11 protein-coding genes are annotated in these 17,229 nt (G+C 38.2%); 6 read left to right on the top strand and 5 right to left on the bottom strand.

Translation table 11 applies throughout. From position 1 onward, the window contains the following. Window positions 1-78 precede the first annotated feature (78 nt). From CZ225_RS08010 to CZ225_RS08000, 3 genes are all read right to left on the bottom strand, one after another. The gene (locus tag CZ225_RS08010; protein WP_077153695.1) at window positions 79-2,688 is read right to left on the bottom strand and encodes a sensor histidine kinase; all 2,610 of its coding nucleotides are present in this window, start codon (window positions 2,686-2,688) and stop codon (window positions 79-81) included. An 81-nt stretch (window positions 2,689-2,769) separates the two neighbouring features. Further along, entirely contained in the window at window positions 2,770-4,158 is a 1,389-nt protein-coding gene (locus tag CZ225_RS08005) for an NAD(P)/FAD-dependent oxidoreductase (RefSeq protein ID WP_077153694.1), read from the bottom strand. A 116-nt stretch (window positions 4,159-4,274) separates the two neighbouring features. Next, entirely contained in the window at window positions 4,275-5,180 is a 906-nt protein-coding gene (locus tag CZ225_RS08000) for a glucosaminidase domain-containing protein (protein ID WP_077153693.1), read from the bottom strand. Window positions 5,181-5,291: 111 nt separating this feature from the next. Here CZ225_RS08000 and cdd point away from each other — a divergent pair, with 111 nt between their 5' ends. The 6 genes from cdd to CZ225_RS07970 all read left to right on the top strand — a co-directional run bounded on the left by cdd (window position 5,292) and on the right by CZ225_RS07970 (window position 13,981). Then, window positions 5,292-5,774, top strand: coding sequence for a cytidine deaminase (gene cdd, locus CZ225_RS07995; RefSeq protein ID WP_077153692.1), 483 nt, complete (start codon window positions 5,292-5,294; stop codon window positions 5,772-5,774). Window positions 5,775-5,776: 2 nt separating this feature from the next. Then, a complete protein-coding gene (locus CZ225_RS07990; RefSeq protein ID WP_077153691.1) occupies window positions 5,777-6,616 on the top strand; it encodes an AraC family transcriptional regulator in 840 nt (279 codons plus the stop codon). 88 nt (window positions 6,617-6,704) lie between these two features. Continuing rightward, window positions 6,705-7,286 carry a DUF417 family protein gene (locus CZ225_RS07985; RefSeq protein ID WP_077153690.1) on the top strand — a complete coding sequence of 194 codons (582 nt, stop codon included), beginning with the start codon at window positions 6,705-6,707 and terminating at the stop codon, window positions 7,284-7,286. 78 nt (window positions 7,287-7,364) lie between these two features. Continuing rightward, window positions 7,365-8,738, top strand: coding sequence for an FAD-dependent oxidoreductase (locus CZ225_RS07980; protein WP_077153689.1), 1,374 nt, complete (start codon window positions 7,365-7,367; stop codon window positions 8,736-8,738). Window positions 8,739-9,227: 489 nt separating this feature from the next. Further along, window positions 9,228-10,064: an NAD(+) diphosphatase gene (nudC, locus tag CZ225_RS07975; protein WP_262352017.1), complete on the top strand. Its 837-nt coding sequence runs from the start codon at window positions 9,228-9,230 to the stop codon at window positions 10,062-10,064. Between the two features lie 293 nt (window positions 10,065-10,357). Next, entirely contained in the window at window positions 10,358-13,981 is a 3,624-nt protein-coding gene (locus CZ225_RS07970; protein WP_077153687.1) for a DUF4062 domain-containing protein, read from the top strand. 167 nt (window positions 13,982-14,148) lie between these two features. Here the strand turns inward: CZ225_RS07970 and CZ225_RS07965 are convergent, their stop codons facing one another. Together CZ225_RS07965 and CZ225_RS07960 are read right to left on the bottom strand one after the other, a co-directional pair. Then, entirely contained in the window at window positions 14,149-15,894 is a 1,746-nt protein-coding gene (locus CZ225_RS07965; protein ID WP_077153686.1) for a phospho-sugar mutase, read from the bottom strand. Window positions 15,895-16,056: 162 nt separating this feature from the next. Further along, a complete protein-coding gene (locus tag CZ225_RS07960; protein ID WP_077153685.1) occupies window positions 16,057-17,229 on the bottom strand; it encodes a 6-bladed beta-propeller in 1,173 nt (390 codons plus the stop codon).

Here is a 17,229-nt window from a genome sequence, read left to right as displayed (position 1 = left end):
ACGTCCTATTGAATTGAGCGGGCAAAGGTAGAGGGGATTTTAGAACAAAAAAAGGTCTGTTTATCGGAATAACTGTTCTTATTCGCAGGAATTGGGAACGCGTACAGTGAAACGTGTTCCTTTACCAACTTCCGAAGTAACCGAAATTGTTCCTCTTAAACGCTCGACAATAGTCTGACAAATACTTAATCCTAATCCAGCTCCCTGAGTAAAGTTATCGACTTTATAGAAACGTTCGAAAATGTGATCAATTCCCTCCTGAGTAATACCGACACCTGTATCTTCTACAAAAAGAAGTGTATAATTAGGATCTTCATCATCTTCATAGCCGAAAGTAATGAATCCGGATGTCGTAAATTTAGCAGCATTGTTAATCAGGTTATTAATCACTTGTTGCAACCGGACATTGTCTGTCACTAAGTATTTCTTATCTCCATCAGGTACACGCAATACCAATTCTACTCCCTGAGGCATATTAAGCCGCTGAGAATCATGAACAGTCTTGAGCAATAAAGACAGATTATGACTTGCAAACTGGAATTCCATTGTTCCCGATTCGATACGAGATAAGTCAAGAATATCATTTATCAACGCTAACAACAATCCACAATTCTTATTAATTGTAGCAATAAACTGAGCGACTTCCTCCACAGTGAAAGCACTTGTGTCACTCAGCAAATCTGAGAATCCGACAATAGCATTCAACGGAGTACGAATTTCATGACTCATATTGGCAAGGAAAGCTGACTTCAGTTTGTCTGCCTGCAATGCCTTGTCACGCGCCTCTCTCATCTCCTGTTCCGCAGTTTTATATCGCTGAATGCTTTGACATACACCAAGGATATTATATAATGAGTCACTCGTTAATCCTGTTATAACGGAAGAACGGTACTCCCACCATTCATATTCTCCTGTTGCATTACGCTGACGGAAATTCAACCGGGCACAAGTTTCATCTCCTGTCAATGCTTTATCAAAGATACGAGTCATTTCAACCAAATCTTCCGGATGAATCATCTGATCCATCTCATCGCGGGAGATAGTGGTAACAGATTCATCATATCCAAAATGAACAAGAAATCCCTGAGGGAAAATGAATGAATTAATTGTCACATCAAACTGCCAAGGATAAATAAAACTTTCCTCTAACGCCATATCAAAGAAACGTTTCTGCATCTCTTCATCAGAAACATTACGTGCTGATAAAGCCATACCTGTTATTTGCCCCTTTGAATGAATCGAAACTATTTCACCGGAAACTGGGAAGTAGTTTTCACTATGTACTTCCTTCATAAAAGCTCCCTTAGGGATGACAACTCTATTTCCAGTAGCTGCTACGTCAAGAAGCATCTTACGTAATATCTCCTCACCGTTGTAGAATATCTTAAAAATACTTCCAGCCGGCATTCCTTCGTAAGGACGTACAGGAGTATCATAAGGCAAATGAAGCATCTTTAACAAAGATCGATTCGTGAAATGAATATTCAAATCGATATCATAAGTAATAACGCCATCACGAATGGAATGGAAGATGTTATCAAACTCATTACGCTGTTCCACCATTTTATTCTGTACCAGCAAACGTGTCTGAGCATGTATTCTTCGTCTGGATTCCCGACGATTAACGCGTACCAGCCATACTACCGAACCAATCAATAATACCAGAATAGATGAATAAAATAGAATAAATAAGAATTTATACTTTTCCCAATAAGGTTGATTGACGATAATTCCACCGGCAGGAATTCTACTTTGATTGACATGAAAATACTCCAATTGACGATAATCATAGATAAATTCCTGATCAAGTTCTGATATTCCCAATGCAGAAGGAGATGTTCCTTGCAACACTTGAGACGCTCTCTGACCTGTCAGATGTGCAGATGCAAAAGCATCAGCATCATAAGCCACAAACACTCCATTTGTCAATCCTACATTCTGGCAAGAAAAGACTGGTGCTTTAGAGTTCTTTCCCACAAAAGATAGAAAAGGAGACCATTTGGGAGCTATTACAATACTGTTATAACTATTTCGGGGGTAACAAATGGCAGCAATAATATGATTAGTGGTTTCCTGCTGAGTATTATAGATTTTCATCTTATAATCAGGATTCTCACTATGAAAGACTTCCCACTCGTTCTTAAAATCTTCACGCCCCTTATTGCTAAGGAAACTATTATCTATCACGCAAACAACCTCCTTACGTTGTGGAAATATCTTTTTTGCCTGCCGCAACATAACTGCAAAATCAGGATTGGAAGTATATCCACATACATTGGAAAGGTTTGCTATTAATTTTTCATCAGGATATTTAATTCCGAAAAACACAACAGGGATCTGCATCGGTAAGGAATCACCGCAAGAAAACAGCGTATAAAAAGCCTCATCGCTAGCAGTTATAATCAAATCAGTTTGCCTTTCACGTGCACGTTGGCAGAAACGGCGCATTATCACCTTTTCCGAATTGAATGCCCAGAAATCAGCATCCAAATATTCAGTTGTAATTTCTACTTTCAATCCACTATCCTTAAAACCTTTAGCTAAACCGCCAGTAAGATCAGCATGCCAAGGAGTCTGGGATGTATATGATTGAATAAATAATATCTTATATGTGTGTTCAGCAGCTACAGCTCGATTAAAAATAATAAAGAGCAAAACTACAAACAAACAATAGTATCGTCGGTTCATAAGCAAAACTGCATTGTTTCAATATTGTGCATGCAAATATACGTTATTATATTGAAAACGATGCAAATAGGCATTTATTTTTTATTCTTTACCTGGCAGCTGTGTTTGTGGTCCTTTAGATACCTCAGAAGTAGGAGTCAAATCGTTCCCCCAATGAGTCGTTGCTTCAACTGCTTCTCTGTCGCGAATTTCTTTAGCTTTACGTGCATAAACAATCATACGCATGGATTGATCATAGGTAAAATAGTTCCATACCCAATTCAGCAATACTACTACTTTATTACGAACTCCAAGGATAGAACGCAAATGAACAACCAACCACATCACCCAAGCGAACCAACCCTGCATCTTCACTTTATTGAATTCCGCCACAGCACGATTACGCCCAACGGTTGCCATTGCTCCTAAGTTCCGGTAATGAAAAGGCTTCATCTCCTTTCCTTTTTCCAGACGAATCAGATTCTTAGCTAACAGTTCTCCCTGTTGGATGGCTACTTGTGCCAATTGAGGATGTCCATTCGGATAGTTTTTATCAGCAAATTGTACACATTGGTCACCAATAGCAAACACATTTTTCATACCTTCCACCCGGTTAAATGCATCTACCTTAATTCTCCCACCACGACCAATTAGAGAGGTATCCATATTACCGATAGCAACTCCGGTAACACCACTCACCCAAATGAATGTACGTGTAGCAATTTCACTTCCATCTTCGAGCATAACTTTATGATCACGATAATCAACAACTCGTTTATTTAGAAAAATGTTCACTCCCATTTCGCGGAGAAATTGTTCTGCATGAGCTGATGAATCTTCAGACATTCCAGCTAACAGACGTGGCCCTGCCTCAATCAGATAGATGTGCATCAAGCTACTGGGCATATCTGGATAGTCATTCGGAAGGACAAATCTTTTCATTTCAGAAAGTACACCCGCTATTTCTACTCCGGTAGCTCCACCTCCTACTACAACGACATTCAATAACTCTTGTTGTTCTTGCTTATTAGAACAGGTAACAGCACGCTCCAAATTAGCCAACAAAGCATTTCGTAAGCCCATCGCTTCAGATACATTTTTCATCGGCATGGCTTCTTCTTCGATATGTTTATTACCGAAAAAATTAGTAGTAGTACCTGCGGCAAGCACCAGATAGTCGTACTCCGCTTTCCCGATAGAAGTTTGTATCATGTTTCGCTCAGGATAAATAGCACGTACCTCCGCCATACGGAAATAAAAGTCTTTCCGATGTTGGAATATCTTACGGAAAGGGAAAGAGATAGAAGTAGGTTCCATACCAGCCGAAGCTACCTGATAGATTAATGGAGGAAACTGATGATAATTGTTTTTATCAATCAATACGACCTGAAAGCCTGATTTTCTAAGCTTATTAGCTAATTTCAGACCACCGAAACCACCGCCTACTATAACAACGCGTTTCTTATCTGTTTTTGCAATGTTGAGACTCATACCTTAATCATGTTTTATTCTTTCAATAACAAACAAAGCGTACTTTTAGTTTACTTATAGATCATGATTATTTTTGTCTCACTCAAACTATCATTTTCTCTAATAACATAGTTACATTAACGAAGACGTAGACGATCTCCTACCTCAGGAATATATTCACCATCCTTACGATTCATCTTATACAGATTCTTCAGACGAATAGCGAACTTCTGGGAAATGCCATGCATAGAATCACCGTCTTTTACTATATATACAGTATATGGTTTGGAAGCTTTCTTCTTTTTACTCTTCAAGTAAATAATATCACCTTCCATCAATGTGTAATCACGTTGTAGATCATTATACTTCACAAGTTTACGCCAACTGATATCAAACTCTTTATCCAAGCTCTTAAATGTATCACCATTACGTGCTATTATATAAGCAATACCATTCGCAAGATACACCTGATGCGGGCTCAACAGCCAAGGTTCTTTTTTCAATTTACGTTCTGAATAGACTCCCTTAGTATCGTATTTGTACAGGTCATAGTCTTCGATTATTGTTATCAGACGGTTAGCGTAAGAAGGATCGGTAGCATATCCCGCCTTCTTCAATCCACGAGCCCAACCTTTATAATCTGTGATATTAAGTTTAAAAAGAAAAGCATAACGAGCTCCACGTCTTAGGAAATCAGAATGGTCTTCATAAGAATCACGTGGATGCTTATAAGCACGAAAACATTCATTACGTGCATCATCATCGTGACGAACTGAACGTCCTCGCCAACTACTACCACATTTAATTCCAAAATGATTGTTACTTTTACGGGCAAGCTCACTATATCCGGCTCCACTTTCCAGAAGTCCTTGTGCCAATGTGATACTAGCAGGAATCTTATGGAGTTTCATCTGCTCCACAGCCAAATCGCTATACTTATTTATATATTCCACATAACGGGAATTTCGTCGTTGTGCCTGTACTCCTATGGCAAAGAATAAAATAACCGTTAAAAAAACAAGTCTATACAGTTTATTCTCCATTTTTATTTTAATAGTGGATTATAAGGCACAAAATTCTGAAAAATAATTGGGATTATCAATCTCTTTTCTAACTTTGTAACATTAATTGTAGAAACTAATTCTCCAGTCGATATGAAAGACCTTCAAATAACCGCTATTATCAAAGTATATCAGTACGATGAACTGAATGCAGACGACCAAAAGCTAATAAAAACAGCTATGGAAGCAACTGCCCGCAGTTATGCTCCCTACTCTCATTTTTCAGTGGGAGCAGCTGCATTGCTGAATAACGGAACAATAGTAACCGGAACCAATCAGGAGAATGCCGCATACCCATCGGGGTTATGTGCAGAACGTACTACCCTGTTTTACGCTAATTCACAATATCCTGACCAAGCAGTAAAGGCACTTGCCGTTGCCGCAAAAACAGAGAAAGGCTTTATCCAAACACCAATTCCGCCATGTGGTGCTTGCCGGCAGGTAATTCTGGAAACAGAAAAACGTTACGGGCAACCCATCCGTATTTTATTATACGGAAAAGAATGTATCTACGAAGTAAAAAGCATTTCCGACTTACTTCCATTATCATTTGACGCATCAGCTATGGAGGAATAAATATGCTACAACAGTATCACACCAAACTAAAAGGAACACTCGCACTCACAGATTCTTATCTGATGGAAAAAGCTCTTCAAAAAGAAAAAGGGCTTTATAAGTTCATCTGGGTACGCAAAGGAAGTATCACTGTGGAAATTGACCACCAGGAGATGTTAATCTCAGAAAATGACGTAATCTCATTGACTCACCTGCAACATCTTGAATTCAAATCTATTGACGGAGAATATCTGACTTTATTGTTTAATAGTAATTTCTATTGTATCTACGGCAATGATCATGAAGTATCATGCAGCGGTTTCCTTTTCAACGGTTCCTCACATCTTATCCGTTTTACTCTGGATGAAAAAGAACGCCAACAGTTGAATGATATCACTAAGGCTATGGAAAGTGAATTCACAGTTTCCGACAGTCTTCAGGAAGAAATGCTACGTATCCTGCTGAAACGGTTTATCATCCAATGTACCCGCATTGCTCGGCAACGGTTAGATATCACGCGAGAAAAAGAATCCGGTTTTGAGATAGTACGCCAATACTATAATTTGGTAGATGAGCATTACCGGACTAAAAAACAAGTACAAGATTATGCAGATATGTTGCATAAGTCTCCCAAGACGCTTTCCAACATATTTTCGACTTGCAAACTGCCATCTCCACTGAGAGTTATCCACGAAAGAGTGGAAGCTGAAGCCAAACGTTTGCTACTTTACAGTAACAAAAGTGCCAAGGAAATTGCTGATATTCTAGGCTTTGAAGACCAAGCTTCTTTCAGTCGTTTTTTCAAGAATATGACAGGACAGAGTGCTGTACAGTTCAGGAATGAGACTGAAAGGAAGAATTGATAAGTAAAACGGAAGTATTGCCATTGAGCAGTTATGGGGAAAGCACGATCTTTGCAGTGTAAGTTAAACCCATAAAAACTCAATTAAGATGAAAGAAAAATTTATCACATTACTTACCTTTACTTCAGGTCTTCAGAATTTCGGAATCAAGTTTATCCGCGTAGCTATTTTGGTTGTATTCGTTTGGATCGGCGGATTAAAGTATTTCCATTATGAAGCTGACGGTATTGTACCGTTTGTTGCCAACAGCCCATTTATGAGCTTCTTCTATGCCAAGGAGGCACCCGAATACAAAGAGTTTAAGAATCCGGAAGGAGCTCTTGTTCCGGAACACAGAGCATGGCATGAAACCAATCATACTTATATTTTCTCTTATGGATTAGGAGCACTAATTATGAGTATCGGTATTCTGGTTTTTCTTGGTATTTTCTTCCCGAGAATTGGACTGATAGGTGATACGCTAGCTATTATTATGACGCTTGGTACACTTTCCTTCCTTGTCACTACACCGGAAGTCTGGGTACCTAATCTTGGAGGTGATGAATTCGGTTTTCCATTACTGTCCGGTGCCGGTAGACTGGTGATTAAAGATATCGTAATTCTCGCCGGAGCAGTCGTATTACTTTCCAATTCGTCACAACGCGTACTCAAAACACTTAAAAACGTATAAGTAGCCTTTCGCAACATAAACAAATATTCTCTTCTGCTGTTTATATGGCTGAGTATAAACGATTAAAGAGAATAATTTATGAAACAATATGATGCAATTATTATAGGGTTCGGAAAAGCAGGAAAAGTTCTTGCTGCCGAACTCTCAAACCGGGGATGGAAAGTTGCCATCGTAGAACGTTCCAAGACGATGTACGGAGGAAGTTGCCCCAATATAGCTTGTATTCCTACGAAAGCTCTGATACATGAAGCTGATATTTCCAGTCTGTTTCTTCATGAAGACTATCCAAAACAGGCAAATATGTATAAACAAGCAATATACCGCAAAAACAAACTAACTTCGTTCTTACGGGAAAGCAACTACGAAAAGTTGAGTAAACGTCCTAATGTTACGATTTATACAGGTGTTGGTTCCTTCACATCGACCAATACGATTAAAGTAACTTTACCTGACGGAGATATTGAGCTGCAGGGTAAAGAGATTTTTATCAACACCGGTTCTACACCTATAATTCCAGCAATTGATGGAATCAAACAAAGCCAGAAAGTGTACACAAGTGCAACAATGCTGGAAGTAGATTTATTGCCTAAACATTTAATTATCGTTGGTGGAGGATATATCGGACTGGAATTCGCTTCTATGTATGCAGGATTCGGCAGTAAAGTTACAGTACTTGAAGGAGGAAATAAGTTTATGCCTAATGAAGATCGAGATATTGCCAACAGTGTGAAAGATGTCATGAAAAGGAAAGGAATTGAAATCCGCTTGAATTCGCGTGCGCAATCCATTCATGACACGAATGACGGAGTAACGCTAACGTATTCCGATGTTTCTGACGGCACCCCTTATTTTATAGATGGGGACGCTATCCTGATAGCAACGGGACGCAAACCGATGATTAAAGACCTGAACCTCTCGGCAGCAGGCGTGACAGTAGATGCTCATGGGGCTATTGCCGTCAGTGACCAACTCCGTACCAATGTTCCTCATATATGGGCAATGGGTGATGTAAAAGGAGGACCGCAATTTACATATCTCTCTTTGGATGATTTCCGGATTATTCGTAATCAGCTTTTTGGAGATAAGAAACGGGATATTGGTGATAGAACTCCTGTTCCTTACGCAGTATTTATTGATCCACCGTTGGCGCATATCGGACTTACTGAAGAGGAAGCCCTAAAGAGAGGTTACTCTATCAAGGTTTCACGATTACCGGCAACAGCTGTGGTACGTTCACGTACTTTACAACAGATAGATGGTATGTTGAAAGCAATTGTAAACAACCATAGTGGAAAGATAATGGGATGTACTTTGTTTTGTGCGGATGCATCGGAAGTAATCAATATCGTGGCAATGGCAATGAAAACCGGGCAGCATTATACTTTCCTTCGCGACTTTATCTTCACACATCCAAGTATGAGTGAAGGATTAAATGAGCTGTTTGATGTGTAAGGTCTATTTATATATAAAAGCTACATAGTTTAGAAAACAGAAATTGTAAATAAGGGAAACAGAGGATACGTTTATTTCAAGCTCAACCTCTGTTTCATTTTTTAATATTACTTATTCACTTCTCCTAGCTCAATACTCTGAGGATTTATCTTCTAAGTTGGACACACTTATTTTTAATAAAAGAAACGCAATCATATTGATAAAAAGTATTTTTTGCACACAAATTAAACTTCATAATTACTCCCATAAGTATATCTAAGTAAGACAATACTTTCTTTAAACATCACTTTTAATATGCTTTTTCATCGCTAAGAATCACGAAATTCGTGTTGTTTAGTATCGCTATTTCCCGTGATAGTTATTTTATCAAAGAGATTGGAATAAAACAACGAATATTATTAGAGTAATCCACTGATATTTTACTTCACTAGTTTAAATATCAAATCAGTTTTTTATAACTTCGCAGCGTGAAAAAATATCCACGAAAACATTCGTGGAAAATACCGCGAAGAAAACTTTAGAAAAAAAATGAGTCAAACAATGCAATCCTGGTGGTTCATCTTTTATAAAGACCAGCTGCTACTTGAAAAGAATGAAAATGGGACATTCACTATTCCTTATGGAGAAGTACCTCCTATTAATATCAAAGAGAAAACTACTATACACAATATTACCACACTGGAAAATAGTAATTGCAAAGCATTTTCCATCATATCTCCTGTCGAGGAATCGGAACAATTTGTAATGGTCGGACTTCGCGCTTCGTACGAGTATCTATCAGTAGTTCATTATCAGACAGCGGGAAAAGCATATGAAATATTACATTGGGACAGAAACAGCCGTTTCTGTTCTGCTTGTGGAACTCCTCTGGAACAAAAAGAAACGATTATGAAACGTTGTCCGAAGTGCGGACAAGAAGTGTATCCAGCAATTTCTACTGCTATCTTGGTTTTGGTACGCAAAGAAGATTCTATCTTGCTCGTCCATGCCCATAATTTTAAAGGAACATTCAATAGCCTTGTTGCCGGATTTTTGGAAACAGGAGAGACACTGGAAGAATGTGTAGCACGTGAAGTAAAAGAGGAAACAGGACTAGATGTAAAGCATATCACTTATTTCGGCAATCAGCCTTGGCCTTATCCCAGCGGATTAATGGTCGGCTTTATTGCCGATTATGCCGGAGGAGAAATCAAATTACAAAAAGAGGAACTGAATTCGGGAGCATTTTACAGAAGAGACAATTTGCCGGAGCTTCCACATAAACTGAGTTTGGCTAGAAAGATGATTGATTGGTGGATAGAAAATCCTACCTCTGAAGCAAAATAATCAATCGTATACTAGCACAACAAGAACAGGCTACGAAGTACACAAAAACTACAAACGAACAACTTATGAGAATGAAACGAAACGCATCCACTCTAAAGCATCAACAAAAACCTTGTGTCCCCGCAGCCTGCATGTTTAAATTGAGATGTTGCAGATAGAACAAGATTCAAGGCAGAAGGATTAGAAAGGGAACTTAAAGAATGCAAAGGAAATGAAACTAACAAAGAGATTATTCATTGGATATCCGCCCAACTTTCTTATATTTGTAAATTACGAACCGAAAAAATTCAACTATGAAGCAAACCGACGAATGGACCACAGTAACACTCTTTATCAGTAGTACATTTGCAGACATGGATGCGGAAAGAGATCATATCCGCCGAATAGTAATCCCTCAACTAGAAGAGTTCTTCAATCCTCTACACGTAGCAATTCGAGTCATTGACTTACGTTGGGGAGTAAATACCACTGATGACAAGAGCCTAATTGACCGTGACGCTAAGATACTGAAAGTATGTATGGAAGAGATAGACAGAAGCCGTCCTTTCTTTATTGGGTTACTTGGTTCACGTTATGGATGGGTGCCGGATAATATTCGTATCAAACGTTCACTCCCGCAGTTAGATATAGACCGTTGCCGCAATTTGCTACAAACTGACGAAATCAGTGTAACTGCATTAGAATTTTATTACGGTTTATTTGAAAAAAATCATCTGAACCGAAGCATCGTATGTATTCGCAACGAAGAGGTTTATCGCGAAATTCCCGAAGAATACCAAAAGAAATATATCGAAACACAACATAAACCTGAGCTCAACAATCTCAAGGAAATTATTACTGGACACTTCCATCAGAATGATATGGATGAACTATTAATGAATTATTCGCCCACATGGAACGGAAGGAATTTTGAAAATCTGGATGAATTCGACACAAAACTTTATGAGCTATTAAAGAAATGTATTTCAGAAGATGTAGGAGAAAGGCAACTGAATTATAAGAATTGGATAGAAAAAGACATTGCAGAACAAGTGGGGTTTATCCAACAGAATACCCGCTCGTTTATAGGACGTGAATCTATTCTTTCAGAGCTTAAAGATAAATTAGAGAAGGCAGAGTACCCTATCATTCTGTTTTCAGGAGAATCCGGTTCCGGAAAGAGTTCGATTATGTGCCAGCTAGCCAATGAAATACAAATAAAATGGGAAGACGATCCGAAACACTTGCTTCTATTCCACAGCGCATCCGTTTCAGGTAATGCTTCATCCGTTAGCAATATGCTGGAATGTTTCTGTCATCAAATAGCAACCATCTTAAATCAAAGGTACGAACCCGTAGAAGAAGGAGCGAAAATGTCAGGAGAAGAATTTAAAGCATTTTCCAGTTGGGTAAGCACCTTCAATATTATTGGGCAGGAGAAAGTTAATCATATGTCTCATGATCAGATTGTTCTTCACAATTTCGAAAAGTTGGTTAATCATGCTACCAAGACAGGAATTCATTTAACATTACTAATTGACGCTTATGACTGTTTCAACAAACATTCGCAATTAATATCGCTACAATGGTTATCCCTGCTCAACGTATCAGCTTTAATAAGTACAATCCCTGATTCAATAGAAGAACTACAAAAAATACCTCAAAGTTTCATCATAGAAGTTCCCTCATTCGATGAATCGGATACTCGCGACATGATCACTTCTCTTTGCACCTATAACTGTAAAGAGGTTCATTCCAGTGTGGTCAATGCACTATTGCAACATGGTACTTCCGAGTATCTTTCACACTATTCTCCCTTATGGTTGAAAATGGCTACCCATGCCCTATTTACACTCGACATCTCAGATTTCGAAGCCATTCGCGAAAGAGAAGAGGAAGACAATGAGGTGAAAATAGAACAATACATGCTCAAACTTGTCAATGAATTCCCAAGTACACCGGGCGATATGTTTCTTTATTTACTGAAACGGGCGGCTGAGAATCTTGGAGATAAGTTTGTTTACCAAGTCATGTATTATTTGGCAGCTTCACGTTACGGACTTCGTGAATCTGATTTATCCGTATTGCTTAAAGAAGAATGGAATGAACTCACATTCTCCATTTTACGCCGTTGGTTCCGTCCCCATTTTACAGAAAATGGTGTTGATAAGCAATGGAACATCTCCCACCAGTTATTGAAAAACAGACTGAATGAACTCAATAAAGAGAATCTATGTGATACTCACCAAACAATATTACGACATCTAAATAACCTGAAACCGGATGATCCCATACGTATCAAAGAACTAATGTATCATGCTGCTAAAGCAAAAGAGTTTATCTTATTTCACTACACCTATTCCTGCCGTCTCCCCATAGCAATACAAGCCGGAACATCGATCCTTGTGGATGAATTTGAGAATAATCCGCAATTATTCGAAATGTTTTGCGAGGAAATTCGGGAATTATATCGAAGTAATCAAGAAAGTAAAGAGACGTGGAAAAAAGCATATGAGTATTTATTACAGCATTTGAATGAAAGCCAAAATACAACTGATAATGATAACAATTTAGACAAATACCAAAACAATACTTGTCAGTCGCGTCATATGTACGACCGCATAGTGAGAACGATGTCTAACCACCTGATGTTTATTGGTAAGGAAGAAATGAACGAAAAAATCCTTCAGATCATTATTCCTATGATGGAGGAAGATATGGATGATTTAGTAGTGAAGGAGATTTTACTTCCCAATGCATATAAAAATTTAAGGAACATCTATGAACATTGCTACAACACTAAACTAAAAGAATATTATAACGAAAAATACAAGGAACTCACAGAAATCTCTTCTCTTGATTTCTCCCGCAATCTCTTTATGGATCTTTCTAAACTAAACAACACGTTGGAGAATGAGGATCATAATCAAATTGTACAAGATACTATCGAAATCATTGATAAGGAATTACCAAACGAATGGGAAGCAGATTGGCTAGATGAAAGAGCTTATCTTGGTTTACTCTTGCTACATTATACTTTAAAGAATCCAAATATGGAAGATAAAGAAAACTTTGAAGATTTGTATAATGCATTTATGGAGGATATTATTAATGGAAAGTATGAGAAAAAATATTCTGAAGGATATCTAAGAACTCTCACCATCTGGGAAGCAAGGGTACCCATCCTAGCTCTATTTATGGAAAATATTGCAAAAGTTATATTACCAATGCACAAAGAATTAGCAATAGCCTGCCAACAAGAATCCTGTACTTTGTATAGATCAATATGCGTAGACTCAGGGAGTTTAGAAGATATTGCCGAATACATCTTATCTCTTCAGGCTACCGGTCTATTATACGAAAAAGCGCAAGAGGACGAGAAAGCACTCTCAACTTATTTAGAAGCACAAAGATTGGCAAAAGAGATACATATGCACAATCCCGATTTTGAAGATGGCAAGATGAGAATACTAAGTATTTCCCGCGTACTAGGAGACTTTGCCTTCAAAAACAAAAGATATGACACAGCATTAGATTCCTATCAGGAATACAAAAGGCATGCTGCTGAATTATATGAAAACAATCCGAGCCGTAAACAATGGCAAAGTAGCCTGGTTAATGCACTAAAAGCCACCGGAAAGAGTTATCTGCGACTTGAAAACTATCAATCTGCTCAACAAGAATTTGGAGAAGCAATCAATCACGTAAATGAATTGGTAAAGAAAGCCAATACTGTTCCTTTCTTCTCACTTATGGCAGAGATTTATCTTTATTTTTCACATACCTGCTTTCATTTGAAAGACTATGAAAGGTGTTACTATGCTGCACTTTCAGCGAAACAAGTCCTGACAATGCTCAGGGAGAATGGCGCACACCCCGACCCGGAAAACATAAAATGGGCTGATAACATTTTAGCAGTTTTTGAAAAACAGGAATAAGTACAAATATCTTTCACTCATTTTAATGAGATCACCCTCGCTACAAGTATTTGTATTGAGGGTGATTTCGTTGAAAAGTGGATTTTAACACATTGCCTAAATCTTATAGGACAAGGCTTTCCAAAAAGCTTCTTTTACTATTTATCAATAAAAGTATCTGAATTCGATCAAATGCCTAATGATTTCTTCACTGCTTCAATTTTTTCCATTGCATCCGACTCGGCAGAAGCATAGCAGTTACGACAACCCATTTCACCTTGCACTTCCATGTAGAACTTAATCTTTGGTTCAGTGCCTGATGGGCGAACGGAAACTTTACTACCATCTTCTGTGAAATATTGCAGAACATTAGACGGTTCCGGCATATCAATTGGAGTAACATTGCCTTGAGCATCAGTTTGTTTCAAAGTCTTATAGTCTTTGCTCAGAATAACTTTCGAGCCCCCCAATTCTTTCGGAGGATTAGAACGGAAATTTTCCATCATTGCTTTAATCTCTTCTGCCCCACTCTTTCCCGGTTTCACTACATTCACAGTGAATTCTTTAGAGAATCCATACTCAATATAGATATCCAATAACAACTGATACAATGATTTACCATTGTCTTTAGCCCATGCAGCAACTTCAGCAATCAGACAGCATGCAGATACGGCATCTTTATCACGAACAAAGTCTTCAGCAAGGAATCCGTAGCTTTCTTCACCACCACCGATATATTTCTTCTTGCCTTCACGCAAACGAATTTCGCGGGCAATCCATTTAAAACCGGTGTAGCAATCCAGCATTTCAATATGATTCTTATCGGCAATCTTCTTGATCAATTCTGTTGTTACAATAGTTTTTACACAGAATTCATTACCTTTAATCTTACCCAATTGCTTGTATTGAGTCAGGATATAATAAAGGTACATCATACAAGTCTGATTACCGTTAATCAATACCCACTCACCTTTATCGTCCTTACAAGCAATACCTACGCGGTCAGCGTCCGGATCGGAAGCCATCACAAGGTCAGCGTCAATTTCTTTAGCCAGATTGATTGCCATTGTTAAAGCCTCAGCATTTTCCGGATTCGGAGAAACAACAGTCGGGAAGTTACCATCCTTAATCATTTGTTCGGGGACAGTAAACACATTTTCAAATCCCCACATCTTCAATGCACGTGGAATCAACATCATACCTGTACCATGGATCGGAGTATAAACGATCTTCATATCTTTATGACGAGCAATAGCTTCCGGATCAATAGATACTGTTTTCACCATATCCAGATAAACCTTATCTATATCTTCACCGATAATCTGAATCAGATCCGGATTTCCTTCGAACTTGATGTCAGCAGCTGAAGCGATATTATTTACTTCGTCAATAATACCTTTATCATGCGGAGCCAATACTTGTGCGCCATCATCCCAATATGCCTTATAACCGTTATATTCTTTAGGATTGTGTGAAGCAGTCAAAATAATACCACTTTGGCAACCAAGATGACGAATAGCAAAAGACATCTCAGGAGTTGGGCGCATATCGTCGAACAAATATACTTTGATACCGTTGGCAGAGAAAATGTTAGCAGAAGTTTCTGCAAACAGGCGACTATTGTTACGACAATCGTGACCTACTACAACAGAAATCTGAGGAAGATCCTTGAAATTTTTCTTCAGATAGTTGGAAAGTCCTTGAGTAGCAGCACCCACAGTATATATATTCATGCGGTTACTTCCTACTCCCATGATTCCACGCAAACCGCCTGTACCAAATTCCAAGTCTTTATAGAACGCTTCAATCAATTCGGTTTTATCTTCGTTTTCCAACATACGTTTCACTTCAGCCTGAGTCTCGGCATCATAAGCCGGTGTCAGCCATTTCTTGGCTTTCTCAGTTACCTGTTTCACAAGTTCTTGATTTTCCATTTCTATTTAAATATTAGTTGATATTTTAGTCAGAGCTCAACACAAAACCCAGTCAGAAGTAATCTGACTGGTGGATTGAGCATACAAATGTAAAAGAATAAGTTTATAAATCCTACATTTTCGCTAAATTAATCACCAAAGAAAAGGATTTTGCATCTACTATTATTTGAAACGATGCAAGATTAAAACAAGCGTATCATCCCGCCCCAGGCGAGAAGCCACTTCTTTTGCCTTGCCCGAAAGACGTCCTGATTCATATAATTGAAACAATTTCTTCGAATGTATGGCAGCTACACAGGTATTCTTAGGAAAATTCCCCTTAAGATTTTCCAGATAAACCGGACGCAGGGGAGTAAACTCTTTATTTATAAGTTTAGGAACGACAATCTCCTGTGTCTTGAAATCATATAACAATGATTTAACTTTAATTTTTTTTTCATTGGGTACATATACTTTTTCTACAATATTCATAAGCATATAACGATCAGTCTTCATTATCACCCCGATCAACTTCAAAGGAAAAGTAGAACGAACGGCTGGCGTACGACGCAATAAAGCCTTCTTTATACCACCGTCAAATGAAAAAATAGTATCACAGGCGAAATCAGAGAGGATTATCTCATTGCCATTTTTTATCATCGGCTCTACAGACAAACTAAACCAAAAACCATTAGCCTGCGCCCCATCCTGCACATTACCAGTAAATCTATTCGTAATCCTACGCTTTACATAAAATGGAAAAGGTGACAGACCCGCATTTTTCTTTGATAATTTATAATAATAAATTCCATTAGTGACCGAATTATCAACGTCCTCCGTCCCATTACTAACAATCAGCGTATCTTTACTATATCCAAAAACTTGGTCGAATGATATTGGATAGACAACTTTCAAACTCCTATTATAGTTACCAGCCAAAGAGTAAACCTTTATTTCGCGAGAAGAAGTCTTTATAAATATCTCTTGGTTTTCTTCATCACCATAAATCGAAAAAATATAGTCGTATGGTTTCTTTTCTTTTTTAATAGGATTGAACTGATGCAATTGTTTCCCCATTTTATCAAATACAAAAACAGTTCCTTCTCTGTTATAAGCAATAATCAGATGTTCTGATACCGTTCCATACAACAAATCAGAAAGTTCCAGCCGCTCCTTTCCTTGAAATTGCAATGGAATATACTCTATCTCCGCTTCTTCCGTCAAGTCAATCTCTCTTTCAGGATAATCAGCGGTAATATCCAGCACCGGCAATGAAGAGTCAGGAACAATAGTCACTTGCTGACGGTTGCATCCGACCAATAGAGTAAGTGAGAAAAGAAACCATACAAATTTCAT

Origin of the sequence: Bacteroides bouchesdurhonensis, from assembly GCF_900155865.1 — a bacterium.
In the GTDB taxonomy this organism is placed as follows: domain Bacteria; phylum Bacteroidota; class Bacteroidia; order Bacteroidales; family Bacteroidaceae; genus Bacteroides; species Bacteroides bouchesdurhonensis.
The sequence above is the reverse complement of the archived record's forward strand: the minus strand, read 5'-3'. Positions and strand labels throughout refer to the sequence as shown.